This window comes from Streptomyces sp. NPDC005494 (assembly GCF_042872025.1).
Taxonomy (GTDB): domain Bacteria; phylum Actinomycetota; class Actinomycetes; order Streptomycetales; family Streptomycetaceae; genus Streptomyces.
This window is the reverse complement of sequence record NZ_JBIAJR010000012.1, coordinates 72721-88655: the sequence shown is the minus strand read 5'-3', so window position 1 is coordinate 88655 and position 15935 is coordinate 72721. Positions and strand designations below refer to the sequence as shown.

The window sequence follows — 15935 nt, the reverse complement described above, 5'->3', positions numbered from 1 at the left end:
TTTGTTCTGCTATACGGAATCCAATGTAGGACGGCCCCCGGGGGCCGTCAAGAGAACAGGGGGCGCGCGGCCGGGCGCGGGCGAAGATACGACCGCGAAGTACGCCAAGTCCCTCCCGGGAACGTCGCTCCTGGTGGACGATGGAGCACGGAACGCAGTCGCCGCCCGAGCGGCGGAGGGAAGGGGCAGCACGTGGAGTCGTTACCGGTGCGCTGCCCGGCCTGCCGCCGTGAGCACGCGTACATCACCCCGGTCTACCCCTGCCCGTGCGGCTCCCCTACCGCCCCGCCGCTGATGCGCGGCGCACCCGCGGTCCCCATCACCCACCGCACCTGGAACGACGACTGGGTGAGTGTCCGCTGCCATTCCTGCGGGCGCCGCGACCAGTGGCCGCATCCCGAACTCTGCTGCCCCTGCGGGGCGGTGCTGCGGATCGCCGTGCGCCCTGTGGCGACGCGCGGCATCACGCCACCCGCCGCCACCCCGCCCCACATACCGCTGCCCCGCACCGCCGCGCACCCGCGCCCGTCGTTCAGGCCGCTGGTGATACGCACGGCGCGTGACGCGGTGAGCACCGCGGCCCTGTATCTGCGCTGGCTGGGCTACCGGGACGTCGTCCAGCCCGAAGTGCGGCCCAGCTCCCGGATCGACCTCCGGGCCGCCGGCCTCGTCGCACAGGTCGACGCGACCACGCGGCCCACGGCCCTGCGCGACGTCGAGTGCCTCTGGCTGAACGCCCTGAACTCCTCGGTGGCCGGCGTGCTCTTCTCCCTGGCCGGCTACACGGACGAGGCCCGCTCCCGGGCGGACGGCCTCGTCATCCCTCTGTTCGTCCTCGACCTCACCGGAACCCCTCAGCCGGCGAACGGCCCCGCCGAGGAATTGATCAGCGCCGGCCCATGACGCCGCATGATTTCGGTCACCTGTGCCCTGCCAGCCGCATATGTTCGGGGTGTTGTCAGTTTGAGGACGTAGAGTGAAGGCATGGTCTTAACTCCTCGGCATCCCACTCACTCCGCCCCCGTTTTCCTGACCCAGCCCGCCCATCCCTCCGCCGTGGAGGCCAACGAGGCGATCCGTGCGCTCGTCGACGCGCGGGCCGGCCAGGACTGGACCCCGGTGGAGGCCGCGGAGTACGAGGTACTGCTCATCGAGTGGGCGGCGGCCACCCAGGGACTCGGCTCCGGCGTCTCCGAAGCCGCCTGACCCTCCGCCGCCCGACCGCGGCTACGCGCCGTAGGTCTCCCGGAGTTCGACCTTCCGGACCTTGCCGCTGACCGTCATCGGAAAGGCGTCCAGGATCCGCAGACCCCGCGGGATCTTGTAGTGCGCGAGCTGCTCACGGCAGTACGCCGTCACCTCCTCCAGCGTCGGCGGATCGGCCGGGTCGCGGGGGATGACGCAGGCCAGGATCTCCTCTCCGTAGGTCGCGTCCGGCACCCCGACCACCTGGACGTCCGCGATCTTCGGGTGGGTGTACAGGAATTCCTCGATCTCGCGCGGATACACGTTCTCGCCACCGCGGATGATGACGTCCTTGATCCGGCCGACGATCTGGACGTAGCCGTCCTCCCGCATCACGGCGAGGTCGCCGGTGTGCATCCACCGCCCGGCGTCGACGACTTCGGCGGTCCGCTCGGGCTGGTCCCAGTATCCGAGCATCACGCTGTAGCCACGGGTGCACAGTTCACCGGATGCGCCACGCGGCAGTGTCACTCCCGTCACCGGGTCGACCACCTTCACCTCGATGTGGGGCATCACGCGCCCGACCGTGCCCGTGCGGCGCTCCAGGTCGTCGTCCCGGCGGGTCTGCGTGGAGACCGGCGAGGTCTCCGTCATCCCGTAGCAGATGGACACCTCCTCCATGTGCATCTCGGAGACGACCCGCTTCATCACCTCGACCGGGCACGGCGAGCCGGCCATGATCCCGGTGCGCAGCGAGGAGAGGTCGTACGAGGCGAAGCCGGGCAGTCCCAGCTCCGCGATGAACATGGTGGGCACGCCGTAGAGCGAGGTGCAGCGCTCCTGCTCCACGGCGGCCAGCACGGCTGCGGGCTCGAAGGCGGGGGCGGGGATCACGGCGCAGGCACCGTGGGAGGTGATGGCGAGGTTTCCCATGACCATGCCGAAGCAGTGGTAGAACGGCACGGGCAGGCAGACCCGGTCCTGTTCCGTGTAGGCGACCATCTCCCCCACGAAATAGCCGTTGTTGAGGATGTTGTGGTGGGAGAGCACTGCCCCCTTGGGAAAGCCGGTGGTGCCGGACGTGTACTGGATGTTGATGGGGTCGTCGCAGGACAGCTCCGCCTCGCGCTCCGCCAGCTGTTCCTTCGTCACCGAACCCGCGGCGTCGGTGAGCTCGTCCCAGGACGGGTCACCGATGTAGTGGACCGACCGCAGGGCGGGGCACTCGGCGCGCACCTGGTCCACCAGCGCCCGGTAGTCGCTGGTGCGGTGGGCGAGGGAGGCGACCAGGACAGAGATGCCGGCCTGCCCCAGCACGTACGCGAGCTCGTGCGCTCGGTAGGCGGGATTGATCGTGACCATGATGGCCCCGATGCGCGCCGTCGCGTACTGGACGAGGACCCACTCCGGGCAGTTGACCGCCCAGATCCCGACCCGGTCGCCCTTGGCCACCCCGGACGCCATCAGTCCCCGGGCCAGTTCCTCGACATCGGCGCCGAGCCGGTCATAGGTCCAGCGGCGTCCCGAGGCGACGTCGACGAGGGCCTCCCGCTCACCGTGCGCCTCGATCGCCCGGTCCAGGTTGCGGCCGATGGTGTCGCCGAGCAGAGCGGTACCGCTCGTGCCGTGCGCGTAGGAGAGGTCGGTCACCGGAAGTCTCCCTCGTCGAACTCGGTGCCGGCGCCCTGTGCCGTCCGCTCGCGCAGCTCGATCCTGCGGATCTTCCCGGAGACGGTCTTGGGCAGTTCGGCGAACTCCAGCCTGCGGATGCGCTTGTACGGGGCCAGGACCGACCGGGAGTGCTCGAACAGCACCTTGGCGGTGTCGGGGCCGGGCTCCCAGCCCGCCGCGAGCACGACGTACGCCTTCGGGACGGAGAGTCGGACGGGGTCGGGGGCGGGCACGACGGCTGCCTCGGCGACCGCTTCGTGCTCCAGCAGGGCGCTCTCCAGCTCGAACGGCGAGATCTTGTAGTCGGACGCCTTGAAGACGTCGTCCGCCCGGCCCACATAGGTGATGTAGCCGTCCTCGTCGCGCGAGCCGATGTCACCGGTGCGGTAGTAGCCGCCCGCCATCGCCTCGGCGGTGCGCTCCGGGTCGCCGTGGTACCCCGTCATCAGGCCGACGGGCGCGGCGGACAGGTCGAGGGCGATCTCGCCCTCCAGGGCTCCCGGCTCGCCGGAGACCGGGTCCAGCAGCACGACGTCGAAGCCGGGGCTGGGCCGGCCCATGGAGCCGGCCTTGAGGAGCTGTCCCGGGCTGTTGGCCACCTGGACGGAGGTCTCGGTCTGACCGAAGCCGTCCCGGATGGTGACCCCCCAGGCACGCCGGACACTCTCGATGACCTCGGGGTTGAGCGGCTCACCGGCCGCGACGACCTCACGCGGCGGGGTCCGCAGCTGGGTGAGGTCGGCCTGGATGAGCATCCGCCAGACCGTGGGCGGGGCGCAGAAGCTGGTGACGCCCGAGCGGTCCATCTCCGCCATCAGCCGGGGCGCGTCGAAACGGGTGTAGTTGTGGATGAAGACGGTGGCCTCGGCGGTCCACGGTGCGAAGAGGTTCGACCAGGCGTGCTTCGCCCAGCCGGGTGAGGAGATGTTCAGGTGGACGTCCCCCGGCTTGAGACCGATCCAGTACATCGTCGACAAGTGGCCGACCGGGTAGGAGACATGGGTGTGCTCGACCAGCTTCGGGCTCGCCGTGGTACCGGAGGTGAAGTAGAGCATCAGCGGTTCGTCGGCGTCGGTCTCGCCGTCCGGCCTGAACGACTCCGGCGCCCCGTCGGCGTCGCCGTAGGAGAGCCAGCCCTCGACGTCGTCGCCGACCGCGATGCGGGTGTAGTCACCGGGCACCTCGTCGAACTTCCCGGTGTCGGCCGAGCGCACGAGCACATGACGGACCCGGCCGCGTTCGACCCTGTCGCGCAGGTCGACCGGCCCGAGCAGCGGGGTCGCGGGGATGACGACGGCACGCAGCTTCATCGCGGCGAGGGCGGTCTCCCACAGCTCGGTCTGGTTGCCGAGCATCACGAGGACGCGGTCCCCCGCCGCCACGCCCTGGGCCCGGAGCCAGTTCGCGGCGCTGTTGGAGCGCGCCGCCATCCGGGCGAAGGAGATCTCCGTACGCCCGCCGTCCTCCTCCACGATGTGCAGTGCGGTGCGGTCGTTGCCCTCGGCGATGACGTCGAACCAGTCGAGCGCCCAGTTGAACCGGTCGGGCCGGGGCCAGCTGAAGCCCGCGCGGGCCGCGGCGTAGTCCTCCCGGTGCTCGATCAGAAAGTCCCGGGCCGCCCGGAACGTCTCCGTCGCAGTGGTTGCCGGCATGTGCCCTCCTCGTTGCGAACCCGTCCTTTAACATCATGTGAACAGTGACCCAGATCTCACCACCCCCGAACGGGGGTACAGCCGGACAGGGCGGGTGTCATCGGCATGCCGGAAGCGGGCGAGGAGACCGAGCTGCGTGCGGCCCTGCTGCGGCTGCGCCGGGCGAGCGGGCTGCCGGTGGTCTTCGGCGGGCTGCTGTCCGACGCGCGCCACGCCAGGATCGCCGAGCTGAGCGGGGCACAGACCCCCGCGCTGCGCGGTCTCATGATCTCGGCGGGCAGCGGTCTCGGCGGCAAGGCGATCGCCCTGTCACGGCCGTGCGCGGTCACGGACTACCCGTCGGCCCGCCACATCAGCCACGAGTACGACACGGCCGTCGCCGCCGAGGGCCTGCGTTCGGTCGTCGCGGTGCCCGTCGTCGTCGGCCGCACGGTGCGCGGTGTGCTGTACGGGGCGCTGCGCGAGCCTCTCACGCTCGGCGACCGTGCGTTCGACGCGGCTGTCTCGGCGGCCCGGGACGTGGAGCAGGCGCTCGCCGTGCGGGACGAGGTGCAGCAGCTCCTCGTCTCCACCCGTGCGCGGGTCACCGATCCGGGTACGGGCCCCGGCACCTGGGAGGACGTCCGCGAGGCGCATCGCGAGCTGCGGGCCTTGGCCCCGAGGATCGCCGACCCCGCGCTGCGCGAGGAGCTTCTCTCGGCCTGCGGGCGGCTCGCGTCGGCGGCGGGCGCGGACCGGCCGCCGGCGGGCCGGCCCGTCCGGCTGGCGCCGCGCGAGCTGGACGTGATCGCCTGCGTCGCCTCGGGTGCGACGAACGCCGCGACGGCAGGCCGGCTGGGCCTGCGGCCGGAGACCGTGAAGAGCTATCTGCGGTCCGCGATGCGGAAGCTCGGGGCGCGCACGCGGCTGGAGGCCGTGGTGGCGGCACGCCGCGCGGGGCTGCTTCCGTAGGGCTCTCCCGAGCCGCGGAGGGTCGCGAGGTGAAGGCGGCCCGGGCGACTCAGCCGCCGAGGTCGACGAACCGGCCGAACCGGACGTCGTGCACGGGCGCGGAAGACATCACCGTCAGCAGGCCCACGGCCTCCTGGGTGATCTCCTCACGGGCGGCACGGCCGAGCGCGCCCAGGGCCTGCACGGTGACGACCGCGGTGTCCCCCGCCTCGTCGAGACGCCAGAGCGCGGCCAGGAAGCCGTCGGCGAGGACGGTTCCGTAGGCCTGGTTGCCCACGCCGTTGCTCCCCTTGTACGCGGGCGGGATCACCCGGGTCCGGTCGGCGTGGCCGAGCAGCACGTTGTCGAACTCCGGCAGGAAGCGCGGCGGGGCCGGGGTGTCCGGGTCGGGGCGCGGGGCGTCGGGCAGGTCGAAGAGCTCGGTGCCGCTCTCGTCGCGGAAGGTGAGCAGCTGTGGCCGCAGCCTCTCGAAGACCTCGCGCATCCGGGTGAGTCCGGCCCACATCTGCATGTCCTTGACCGAGGCGGGTCCGAAGGCGCCGAGGTAGCGCAGCACCGTCGCGTCCGGTGTGGCGGCGGGGCGTGCCGGGCTGCCCAGCCAGTGCTCGGCCGTCGTCAGGGCGACCTGCCCGCTGCGCCCCCAGAGCCCGCGCGGGGTGACCTGCACCAGCGGCAGCAGGCAGCGCGCCGCGACGGCGAGCGCCCTGGGGTCGGCCTCCGGCCAGTGGCGCAGGAGCTCCTCGCGCAGCTCCTTCATGGTGCGGGGCCGTTCCTCGACGAGCTCCTTGCTCAGCGCGGCGAGCCGGTCGAGGTCCACACCGGTGAGCCCGTGCCGGAAGATGTTCAGCTCGCGCTGCCGGGCCGGCTGGACCAGAGGGCGCAGGGTGAGGGCGTCCTCGGCGGTGTGGGTGTGGATCGTGGAGCGCAGGGTGACGATCCTGACCACCTCGCGGGACTCCATGAGCGCCGAGAGCTCGGCGGGATCGAAGCCTTCCAGACGGGAGTAGAGCTGGAAGTACGGCGGCCTGGTGTTCTGCGCCTGGAGTCCGACCAGGCGGCCTACGGCCTCCTTCGCCGGCACGGGGGTGCGGCGCAGCAGCAACTGCCGCTGCAGAGTCGCCCTGTTGAGCGCGCGGGTGGAGAGCACGGGAGCGTTCTTGGCGGCCATGTCCCGCAGATTACGCGGGCCCGCGGGCGCCGGTCGGCGAAGTGCGGCACTCGCGGTCGGCGGGCCGCGACACTCGCACCGTCCGCGGCACCCCGGCCGGGGCGGTGCGGGCCCTCATGATGGGGCGGGTGATCAGTGTCCTGTTCGCCGTCCTGACCGCGCTCAGCAACGGCTCCGCCTCCGTACTGCAGCGGCGTGCCGCACTCACCGTGCCCGACAGCGAGGCGATGCGCCTGTCGCTGATCGGGCGTCTGGTGCGTCAGAAGGTGTGGCTGGCCGGGATCGGGCTCGTGATCGTCGCCGCCGTCTGCCAGGCGGTGGCGCTGGCCACCGGTCCGATCGCGGTCGTCCAGCCGATCTTCGTCATCGAGCTTCCCGCGACGCTGCTCATCGCGGGGTTCGTCATGCGGGCCCGGGTTCCGCGCCCGGTCTGGTACGGGGTGGCCGCAGTGACGCTGGGGCTGGCCCTCGCCATGGCCGCCGCGGACCCGGTGGGCGGCAGCGACGACGTCAGGGGCGCGGCGTGGATTCCGGCTCTGGTGGCCACCGGTGCCTTCGAGGCCGCGTTGATCGCCGCCGCGCTCGGTACCCGCGGCAACCCCAGGGCCGCGCTGCTGGGACTGGCGGCGGCCTGCGGTTACGCGCTGACGGCCGCGCTGATGAAGGACGCCATGGCGCGGCTGGACAGCGACGGTGCGGTGGGCCTGCTGACGGCGTGGCAGCTGTACGCGACCGCCGCGGCCGGCGTCGGCGCGCTGTTCCTCCTGCAGAACGCGCTCCAGGCCGGCAGCCTCGTCGCCGTCCAGCCGATGCTGACGCTCGGGGACGCGTTGATCAGCGTGCTGTACGGGGTGACGCTGTTCGGCGAGGTACTGCGGACCGGGTGGTGGCTGCTGCCCCAGCTGGCCGGGCTGGCGCTGATCGCCGTCGGCTGTGTCGTGCTCTCGCGTTCGCCGCTGGCCGCCGCCGGACCACCGCCCCGGGCGGAGTGAACGGGCTCAGGGGCGTCCCCGGGCCGGAACCTCCTCGCCCGGCGGCACCGGGCCTGGCGGGGTGCCGTCGCCGAACGGCCGGCCGCCGAGCTGCTCACGGTGGTGCGGGGTCAGCCATCCCGAGAGGTCGGGGCCGAGCGGCACGATGCCGGTCGGATTGATACCGGTGTGCACCTGGTGGTAGTGGCGCTTGATGTGGTCGAAGTCGACGGTGTCGCCGAAGCCGGGCGTCTGGTACAGGTCGCGGACGTATGCCCACAGGACCGGGTCCTCGGCCAGCTTCGAGCGGTTGCACTTGAAGTGCCCGTGGTAGACGGCGTCGAAGCGCACGAGCGTGGTGAACAGCCGGATGTCCGCCTCGGTGATCGTGTCGCCGACCAGGTAGCGCTGCCCGGCGAGGCGCTCGGAGACCAGGTCGAGGCGCCGGAAGACGTCGATGTACGCCGCTTCGTACTCCCCTTGCTCCGCGGCGAAGCCGGCCCGGTAGACACCGTTGTTGACGTCCCGGTAGATGCCGTCCATCACCTCGTCGATCTCGGCGCGCAGCGGCTCGGGGTAGAGGTCGGGGGCCCCGGGGCGGTGCAGCTCGGTCCATTCCGTGGCCAGGTCGAGCGTGATCTGCTGGTAGTCGTTGGTGACCAGGGTCCGGGTCGGTACGTCGACGACGGCGGGCACGCTGACCCCGCCGGGGTAGCCGCGCTCCCTCGCGTCGTACGCCTCGCTCAGGAAGCGGATCCCCAGCACCGGGTCCTTGCCGTCCTCGTCGAGGGTGAACCGCCAGCTGCGGTCGTCCTGGATCGGGTCGGCGACGGCGAGCGAGAGGGCGCCCTCCAGTCCGAGCAGCCGTCGCGAGACCAGGGCACGGCTCGCCCACGGGCAGGCGCGGCTGACGACCAGGCGGTAGCGCCCGGCTTCGACGGGCCATCCGTCACGGCCGTCGGCGGTGATGCGGTCGGCGAAGTGGCTGCGCGAGCGCTTGAAGGGCTTGTGGCCGTACGAGGTGTTCGCGTTCGGCCCCTGGTCCTCGGTGTCGTTCATCGTGTTCTCCCCGGCGCGTCGGTGGCTTGGGTGGCTTCGGACGTCTCGGAACGTCTCCTTCCCCGTCGGCCCGCCCAGACGTCGGCCAGGGCCACGATCAGGGCCGCGACGACGAACGCGACGGAGACGACGAGCCCGTGGTCGTAGGCGCCCGCCCAGTCGTCGGGGCCCAGCCTGGCGAAGAAGACCGAGCCCACGGCGGCGATCCCGATGGCCGAGCCGACACGCTGGCTGGTCTGGAGCGTGCCGCCGGCGCTGCCCGCGTTGTTCACGGGCACCTCGGACAGGGTGAGGGTCTGGTTGGGTGCGATGACGAGTCCGCTGCCCAGTCCGGACAGCAGCAGCGGGGCCGCCATCGCGAGCCCGGCGCCCCGCCCCGGTACCAGGTGGGCGGCCAGCGCGGTGAGGCCGAGCCCCACGGCCACCATGGTCAGCCCTACGACGATCAGGGGCCGCCCGAAGCGGCCGACCAGCCGGCCTCCGATGCTCGCCGATGCCCCCGCGCCCAGGGCGAACGGGGTGATCGCGAGGCCTGCCTCCAGCGCGCTGTAGTGGAGTCCGGACTGCAGGTAGAGGGTGCTGATGAAGAAGATCGAGGTGAATCCCGCGAAGTACAGCAGGATCATCAGGCAGCCGAGCCAGAAGGCCCGGAGCCGGAAGAGCGCCAGGTTGAGCACCGGCTGGACGCCACGCCGCGCGCAGCGGGAGTCCCAGGCGACGAACGCGGCCAGCAGCACAGCCGCGACCGGTACGAGCAGCCACTTGCCGTCCCCGGGCCACTGCTGGGCCTGGACGAAGGGCAGCAGGAGGGCGAGCACCCCCGCTCCGAGCAGCAGTACGCCGACCGGGTCGAGATCGCGCGGGCGCACCCGGCCCGCCGACGGGGTGTCGGGGAGCAGCCGCCGCGCCAGCACGAGACAGACCGCCCCGATGGGGAGGTTGACGTAGAACACCCAGCGCCAGCCGTCCTCGGCCCCGGCGCCCTGGATCAGCAGACCGCCCAGCAGCGGGCCGACGGCGGTGGAGATGCCGACCACCGTGCCGAACATGCCGAAGGCGCGGCCCCGCTCCCGGCCGGAGAACATCTGCTGGATCAGTGCGGAGATCTGGGGCGAGAGCAGCCCGCCCGCCGCGCCCTGGAGCAGCCGGGCGACGACCAGCCACAGGCTGGACTGGGCGGCCCCGCAGGCGGCGGAGGCCAGGGTGAAGAGGGTCAGGCCCGCCATGAAGACGGTGCGCCGGCCCCGGGCGTCGCCGAGCCGGCCACCGGGGATGAGGACCAGGCCGAAGGCCAGCGCGTAGCCGGACAGGACCCACTGGAGGTCGGACTCCGGGGTGTCGAGGCCCTCCTTGATGGACGGCAGCGCCACATTGACGATGGAGACGTCCAGCAGTGTCATGAAGCCGGCCACCAGGCAGACGGCGAGGGCGCGCCAGCGCCGGGGGTCGGCGGGGCCGGTGCCGGGCTTGCCGGTGTCCCGGTGGTCCGTGCTCTCTGCCATGCTCCGCACCCTAGTTCGCCCCCGCCCGGACCCCGTCCCGGGCGCGCCGTGCGGCGGGACGGCGTCCGGCAGGCGTGTCCGGCGCCGTCGTGGGTACCGACTGGACATGACAGTCGGTAAAACGAGCGTTCTGGTCCTGGACTGCGCCGAGCCGCTGGAGCTGGCGGACTTCTACGCGAACTTCCTCGGGGCGGAGACGAGGATCGGGAGCGATCCCGACTTCGTCGAGATCGTCGGTGCCGCCGGTGTGCACCTCGCCGTCCGCCGCGACCACGGCTACGCGCCGCCGAGCTGGCCGCGCCCGGAGGACTCCCAGCAGGCGCATCTGCGCATCCTGGTGGACCCGGGGGACATGGACGAGGCCGAGCGCGAGGCGATAGGCCTCGGCGCCCGGCCTGTCGACACGGGGGACGGCAACAGCGGCCCGCGCGACGTCCGCGTCTACGCCGATCCGGCCGGCCATTCCTTCTCGCTGGCCGTCTACCCGGCGCGGCAGGCCGACGCCGCCGGGGCGGACCGGCGGCGGAGCGCGGATCCGGTGAGCGAGGGCGGGGTGTAACCCACGTCGCGTGCGGACAGGTTGGTGCCGGGCGGGACGATCTCGTCGATCCGGTCCAGGACGTCCTGGCTGAGCTTCACCTTGTCCGCGCCCAGCTGCGTGTCCAGCTGTTCGAACGTGCGCGGCCCGATGATCGCCGAGGTCACGGCCGGATGTTCGAGCACGAAGGCCAGTGCCAGCTGTACGAGGGTGAGTCCCGCTTCCTCCGCGAGCCGGGCCAGAGCCTCCGCGGCGGCCAGCTTGGCCGCGTTCTCCGGTGCGGAGATGTCGAAGCGGGCGGCCTGGCGCGCGGTGCGGCTGGACGTGGGCTGTTCGGCGCCGGTGCGGTAGCGGCCGGACAGCCAGCCGCCGGCCAGCGGGCTCCACGACAGCACCCCGAGGCCGTACCGCTGGACGACCGGCAGGACCTCGCGCTCGATGCCGCGCGCCAGCAGGGAGTACGGGGGCTGCTCGGTGACGACCCGTTCGCGGCCCCTCCGCTCGGCGAGCCACTGGCCTTCGACGATCGCGGACGCCTCGAAGGCCGACGTACCGATGTAGCGGATCTTGCCCTGGTGGACGAGGTCGGAGAGCGCCCCCAGGGTCTCGTCGAAGTCGGTGTCCGGCTCGGGGCGGTGCACCTGGTAGAGGTCGATCCAGTCGGTGCCGAGCCTGCGGAGGCTGTTCTCGACCTCACGGATGATCCAGCGGCGGCTGTTGCCCCGCTCGTTGGGGTCGTCGCCCAGGCTGCCGTGGAATTTGGTGGCCAGCACCACGTTGTCGCGCCGGCCGCCTGCGAGAGCCTTGCCGACGATGGTCTCCGACTCGCCAGCGGAGTAGACGTCGGCCGTGTCGACGAAGTTGATGCCCGAGTCCAGCGCGTGGTGGATGATCCGGATGCTGTCGTCGTGGTCGGGGTTCCCGCGGGGGCCGAACATCATGGTGCCGAGGGCCAGCGGGCTGACCTTCACGCCGGTGCGCCCGAGGGTGCGGTACTCCGTCATCGTGCGTTCTCCTCGACGAGTGCGTCGGTGGTGGGGTGGTCGCAGGCGGTGGCCCGGCATCCGTCGCGCCCGGCCGGGTGGCCGGGCGGCACTTCGCCGGTCCGTCCCGCCCGCTCGGGCCGCGCCGTGTCGGGGCGGTCGGTCACCGGGCCGCAGTCGTGGCGAGGCCTATGCCGGTGTGGCCCTCGCTCGTGTCGACCGTGTCGAACAGCCGGTTCGCGGGCCTGGGAAGCCCGTAGTGCTCGCGCAGGGTGGAGCCGGTGTACTCGGTGCGGAACAGGCCCCGCTCCTGGAGGATCGGGACGACCCGGTCCACGAAGACCTCCAGCCCGGAGGGAAGGACGGCGGGCATGATGTTGAAGCCGTCGGCCGCCCCGCTGTCGTACCAGTGCTCGATGGTGTCGGCGACCTGCTCCGCCGTGCCGGCGAAGGTGCGGTGCCCACGCCCGCCGCCGAGCCGCCCGATGAGCCGGCGCACCGTCAGCTTCTCGCGCCTGGCGAGCTCCACGACGAGGGTGTAGCGGCTCTTGGCACCCTCGATCTCGTCCTCGTCGGGAAGGCCGTCCGGGAGCTCCCGGTCGAGGTGCAGGTCGGCGGGGTCGAGCCTCAGCGTCTTCGCCAGCTGGCGCTTGGCGTACTCCGGCACGATGAGCCGGTCGAGTTCGGCGTCCAGTTCCAGCGCCTCGGCCTCCGTGTCGCCGATGACCGGGACGATGCCGGGCAGGATCTTGATGCCGTCGGGATCGCGGCCGAGCGCCTCGGCGCGCTGCTTGACGTCCTTGTAGAAGGCGACGCCCTCCTCGAGGGTCTGCTGCGCGGTGAACACCGCCTCGGCGTAGCGGGCCGCGAAGTCCTTGCCGTTCTCGCTGGAACCCGCCTGCACGAGCAGCGGGTAGCCCTGCGGCGGCCGTTGGACGTTGAGCGGTCCGTCGACCCGGAAGAACTCGCCGGTGTGGCCGATGCTGCGGACCCGGTCGGCCAGGGCATGGACCCCGGCCTCCTTGTCGGCCACCACCGCGTCGTCCGCCCAGCTGTCCCAGAGTTTCGTCGACACCTCCACGAACTCGGCGGCACGGCGGTAGCGGTCGCGGTGCAGCGGCGTGTCGTCGAGACCGAAGTTGCGGGCCGCGTCGGCACCCGCGGTGGTGACGATGTTCCAGCCGGCCCGGCCACCGGAGATGTGGTCCAGGGAGGCGAACCTGCGGGCCAGGTTGTACGGCTCGTTGTAGCTGGTGGAGGCGGTGGCGATCAGTCCGATGCGCTCGGTGACCCCGGCGAGGGCTGTGAGCAGCACGGTGGGTTCCAGCTTGGCCGCGGGACGCCGGCCGGGGTCGCCCATGAGGACGGGGCCGTCCGCGAAGAACAGGGAGTCCAGGAGGCCGCGTTCGGCGATGCGGGCCAGGTTCTTGTAGTGCTCCAGGTCGGAGTTGGCCTCGGCGTGACTCTCGGGGAGCCGCCAGGACGCCTCGTGGTGACCGGTGGACATCAGGAAGGCGTTCAGGTGGAGCTGCTTGCGCGGCATGGGTGTCTTCTCCTCGGGGGGTCTCGGAAGATCAGTGCGTGAGCTGGGGCTGCGCCACGCCCAGGGCGGCCAGCAGGGTGTCGCGGTATTCCTGGAAGCGCGGTGCGCGGCGGGAGCGCGGGGAGGGCAGATCGATCCTGAGGTCGACGGAGATGCGTCCGTCCTCCAGGACGAGGACCCGGTCCGCGAGCTCCACCGCCTCGTCGACGTCGTGGGTGACCAGCAGCACCGCTGGGCGGTGGCGTTCGTACAACTCGCGCAGCAGGTCGTGCATCTTGATCCTGGTCAGCGCGTCCAGGGCGCCGAACGGCTCGTCCGCGAGCAGGAGTTCGGGGTCGCGCACGAGGGCGCGGGCCAGCGCGGCGCGCTGCTGTTCGCCGCCGGACAGCTCGTGGGGCCAGGAGCGGTCGCGGCCCTCCAGGCCCACCTCGGCGAGCGCCGTCAGGCCTCGCTCGCGCACCCGGGGGCCGCGCAGTCCGAGGATGACGTTGTCGAGCACCCGCAGCCAGGGCAGCAGCCGGGAGTCCTGGAAGGAGAGCGAGACCCTGTCCGGTACGACGAGCTCGCCGGACCCCTCGACGGTGTGGTCGAGGCGGGCGACGGCCCGCAGCAGGGTGGACTTGCCCGATCCGCTGCGTCCGAGGAGAGCCGTGAACTCCCCCTGGGCCACTGTCAGGTCGAGCTCCTTGAGGACGTCCCGGTCACCGAACCGCCGTACCAGACGTGCGGTGCGGATCGCGGGCCGGTCCTCCGTCAGCCCGCCAGTGTGCGTCGCCATGACAGGACCTTCCTCTCGACTGCGCGTACCGCCGCGTCCGAGGCGAAGCCGAAGATGCCGTAGGCCACCAGCCCCACGATGATCACGTCGGACTGGGCGTACTGCTGGGCCTGGAACATCATGTAGCCGATGCCGTTGGTGGCGTTGATCTGCTCGACCACGATGAGGCCGAGCCAGGACGAGGTGACGCCGAGCCGCAGGCCGACGAAGAAGCCGGGCAGCGAGCCGGGCACCACGACCTTGCGGATGAACTGCCCGCGGCCCAGGTCGAGTCCTTCGGCGAGCTCGACGTACTTGCTGTCGATGCCGGTCAGCGACGCGTACGTGTTGATGTACATGTTCACCGCGACGCCGAGCGCGATCACGGTGACCTTCATCTGCTCGCCGATGCCGAGCCAGAGGATCAGCAGGGGCAGCATCGCCAGGGACGGGATGGCCCGCTTGATCTGGAGCGGACCGTCCAGCAGGTACTCACCGCTGCGGCTGAGGCCGGCCGCCACGGCGAGGATCACACCGGCGGACACGCCGAAGAAGAGACCGAGACCGGCGCGCTGCAAGGAGATCAGGACGTTGTCCTGGAGGCGGCCGGATTCGAGCAGGTCTGCCGCTGTGGCGACCACCGTGCCGGGTGACGACAGGATCCGCGGGTCGAGGTATCCGGAGGCGGAGGCGGTCCACCACACGAGCACGAGCAGCGCCGGGCCGATCAGCCGCCCGAAGGGCAGCGCCCGGCCGGGGCCGAGGCGCCGGCGGGTGCCCAGGGAGACATGGGCCGGCCCGCCGGTGACCCGGGGCACGGCAGGCTCCGGCCTCGCCTCGTCGGTCCCGGTGGTCCGCGCTTTCGCCAGCAGGTCCGTCATGCCCCCTCCCGGTACTCGGCTGCCACGGCCTTCGCCGCGAGCGCCTCGAATCGGCGGTCGAACAGCTCGGATGCCTTCTGCTCCGGTACGAAGCCTCCTTCGGCCAGCAGGTCGGCGGTCTCCTGCTCCCACTCGACGGCCTCGTCCCAGCTGACGGGGAACTGCGGCTTGCGCTGCGAGTCGACGATGCGCCTGCCGTCCCCCTCCGACACGCCCTGGTCCTTCACGTAGTACGTGTCGATCCACTCGTCCTGGTTCTCCCAGGCCCAGACCTGACCGCGCGCCCACAGCGGGATGAAGCCGCGTACCGCCTTGGCCTTCTCCGGGTCGTTGAGCACCTCGTTCGGCGCCCAGAGCACGGTCAGCAGGTCGACGACCTCCGTCTTCACCCCGCGCGCGCCGTCCTTGCCGTACTGGTCGAGATACTTCGTCAGGGTCGGCTCCCCCAGCGGTGCCACATCGACCTGCGCGGACTGCAAGGCGGTGAGGAACTGTGTGCTGGGCAGGGCGACCAGTTCGACGTCGGAGTTCTTCAGCCCCGCTTCCTTGAGCGCGCGCAGGACGACGACGCCCTGCGCCTGGCCCTGGGAGAACCCGATCTTCCTGCCCCGGAAGTCCTCGGCCTTCGTGATGGACGAGCCGGGGGCCGTCGCGAAGGTGTAGAGCGGGTGCCGGCGGACCTGGACCGCGACGATCTTCGCCTGGACACCGATGGCGTGCGCCTGGATCGGCGGAATTCCGGCGTTGGTGGCCAGGTCGATGGATTTCGCACGGAAACCCTGGATGATGTCGGGCCCCGCGGAGAGGTTCGGCCATTCGGTGACGGTGAAGGGGAGTTCCTTCGCCAGCCCTGCGGCTTTCAGCTGGAGCTGAGTCGTACGAGCGGCGATCTTCAGTTCGGTCCCCGATTTCGGAACTCCGGACGGAAGGGCTCCTGCGGGTTCCGCACCGGCGACGGATTTCACCTGCGGCGAGCATGCGGCGAGGCTCAGCACGGTGCCTCCCGCAAGAGCGAGAAATGACCTCCGGGCCAGGGCCCGCCGGTTGTCGTGGCGTGTCATCGTGAATTCCTGA

At 71.6% G+C, this 15935-nt stretch carries 16 protein-coding genes; 5 read left to right on the top strand and 11 right to left on the bottom strand.

Annotation, left to right across the window (positions count from 1 at the left end; all coding sequences use genetic code 11):
• Positions 1 to 192: 192 nt before the first annotated feature.
• Positions 193 to 903 (top strand): hypothetical protein, encoded by a 711-nt coding sequence (locus ACFYQ6_RS29865; protein WP_388765899.1) that lies wholly within the window; start codon positions 193 to 195, stop codon positions 901 to 903.
• A gap of 81 nt (positions 904 to 984) precedes the next feature.
• Complete coding sequence (locus ACFYQ6_RS29860) at positions 985 to 1206, top strand: hypothetical protein (protein WP_361580878.1); 222 nt, start codon at positions 985 to 987, stop codon at positions 1204 to 1206.
• Positions 1207 to 1227: 21 nt separating this feature from the next.
• Here ACFYQ6_RS29860 and ACFYQ6_RS29855 read toward each other — a convergent pair whose 3' ends face one another.
• Both ACFYQ6_RS29855 and ACFYQ6_RS29850 read right to left on the bottom strand, forming a co-directional pair.
• Entirely contained in the window at positions 1228 to 2835 is a 1608-nt protein-coding gene (locus ACFYQ6_RS29855) for an AMP-binding protein (RefSeq protein ID WP_361580876.1), read from the bottom strand.
• The gene (locus ACFYQ6_RS29850; protein ID WP_361580874.1) at positions 2832 to 4508 is read right to left on the bottom strand and encodes an AMP-binding protein; all 1677 of its coding nucleotides are present in this window, start codon (positions 4506 to 4508) and stop codon (positions 2832 to 2834) included. The genes ACFYQ6_RS29855 and ACFYQ6_RS29850 overlap by 4 nt, the downstream gene beginning before the upstream one ends.
• 105 nt (positions 4509 to 4613) lie before the next feature.
• Here ACFYQ6_RS29850 and ACFYQ6_RS29845 point away from each other — a divergent pair, with 105 nt between their 5' ends.
• Positions 4614 to 5459: a helix-turn-helix transcriptional regulator gene (locus ACFYQ6_RS29845; protein ID WP_361580872.1), complete on the top strand. Its 846-nt coding sequence runs from the start codon at positions 4614 to 4616 to the stop codon at positions 5457 to 5459.
• 49 nt (positions 5460 to 5508) lie between these two features.
• On the opposite strand, the gene ACFYQ6_RS29840 is transcribed toward ACFYQ6_RS29845, so the two are convergent.
• Positions 5509 to 6627: a winged helix DNA-binding domain-containing protein gene (locus ACFYQ6_RS29840; RefSeq protein ID WP_361580869.1), complete on the bottom strand. Its 1119-nt coding sequence runs from the start codon at positions 6625 to 6627 to the stop codon at positions 5509 to 5511.
• A 128-nt stretch (positions 6628 to 6755) separates the two neighbouring features.
• Between ACFYQ6_RS29840 and ACFYQ6_RS29835 the strand changes: the two genes are divergently transcribed.
• The gene (locus ACFYQ6_RS29835) at positions 6756 to 7619 is read left to right on the top strand and encodes a DMT family transporter (protein WP_361580866.1); all 864 of its coding nucleotides are present in this window, start codon (positions 6756 to 6758) and stop codon (positions 7617 to 7619) included.
• Between the two features lie 6 nt (positions 7620 to 7625).
• On the opposite strand, the gene ACFYQ6_RS29830 is transcribed toward ACFYQ6_RS29835, so the two are convergent.
• Together ACFYQ6_RS29830 and ACFYQ6_RS29825 are read right to left on the bottom strand one after the other, a co-directional pair.
• Positions 7626 to 8657 carry a glutathione S-transferase C-terminal domain-containing protein gene (locus tag ACFYQ6_RS29830; protein ID WP_361580863.1) on the bottom strand — a complete coding sequence of 344 codons (1032 nt, stop codon included), beginning with the start codon at positions 8655 to 8657 and terminating at the stop codon, positions 7626 to 7628.
• On the bottom strand, positions 8654 to 10159 hold the full coding sequence (locus tag ACFYQ6_RS29825; protein ID WP_361580860.1) for an MFS transporter: 1506 nt from the start codon (positions 10157 to 10159) through the stop codon (positions 8654 to 8656). Before ACFYQ6_RS29825 ends, ACFYQ6_RS29830 begins: the two co-directional genes overlap by 4 nt.
• A 106-nt stretch (positions 10160 to 10265) precedes the next feature.
• On the opposite strand from ACFYQ6_RS29825, the gene ACFYQ6_RS29820 reads away from it, so the two are divergent.
• Positions 10266 to 10718 carry a VOC family protein gene (locus ACFYQ6_RS29820; protein ID WP_361580857.1) on the top strand — a complete coding sequence of 151 codons (453 nt, stop codon included), beginning with the start codon at positions 10266 to 10268 and terminating at the stop codon, positions 10716 to 10718.
• Here the strand turns inward: ACFYQ6_RS29820 and ACFYQ6_RS29815 are convergent.
• From ACFYQ6_RS29815 to ACFYQ6_RS29790, 6 genes are read right to left on the bottom strand one after another with little or no spacing between them, the layout of a single operon-like run.
• Positions 10640 to 11701 (bottom strand): aldo/keto reductase, encoded by a 1062-nt coding sequence (locus tag ACFYQ6_RS29815; RefSeq protein ID WP_361580855.1) that lies wholly within the window; start codon positions 11699 to 11701, stop codon positions 10640 to 10642. The two genes, ACFYQ6_RS29820 and ACFYQ6_RS29815, sit on opposite strands and share 79 nt — an antisense overlap.
• Entirely contained in the window at positions 11698 to 11847 is a 150-nt protein-coding gene (locus ACFYQ6_RS29810) for a hypothetical protein (RefSeq protein ID WP_361580852.1), read from the bottom strand. The genes ACFYQ6_RS29815 and ACFYQ6_RS29810 overlap by 4 nt, the downstream gene beginning before the upstream one ends.
• Positions 11844 to 13223, bottom strand: a complete 1380-nt coding sequence (locus tag ACFYQ6_RS29805) for an LLM class flavin-dependent oxidoreductase (protein WP_361580849.1) — start codon at positions 13221 to 13223, stop codon at positions 11844 to 11846. Before ACFYQ6_RS29805 ends, ACFYQ6_RS29810 begins: the two co-directional genes overlap by 4 nt.
• A 31-nt stretch (positions 13224 to 13254) precedes the next feature.
• Positions 13255 to 14001 carry an ABC transporter ATP-binding protein gene (locus ACFYQ6_RS29800; protein WP_361580847.1) on the bottom strand — a complete coding sequence of 249 codons (747 nt, stop codon included), beginning with the start codon at positions 13999 to 14001 and terminating at the stop codon, positions 13255 to 13257.
• Positions 13977 to 14861: an ABC transporter permease gene (locus ACFYQ6_RS29795; RefSeq protein WP_388765893.1), complete on the bottom strand. Its 885-nt coding sequence runs from the start codon at positions 14859 to 14861 to the stop codon at positions 13977 to 13979. The genes ACFYQ6_RS29800 and ACFYQ6_RS29795 overlap by 25 nt, the downstream gene beginning before the upstream one ends.
• Positions 14858 to 15922, bottom strand: a complete 1065-nt coding sequence (locus ACFYQ6_RS29790) for an ABC transporter substrate-binding protein (RefSeq protein ID WP_388765891.1) — start codon at positions 15920 to 15922, stop codon at positions 14858 to 14860. The genes ACFYQ6_RS29795 and ACFYQ6_RS29790 overlap by 4 nt, the downstream gene beginning before the upstream one ends.
• Positions 15923 to 15935: the final 13 nt, after the last annotated feature.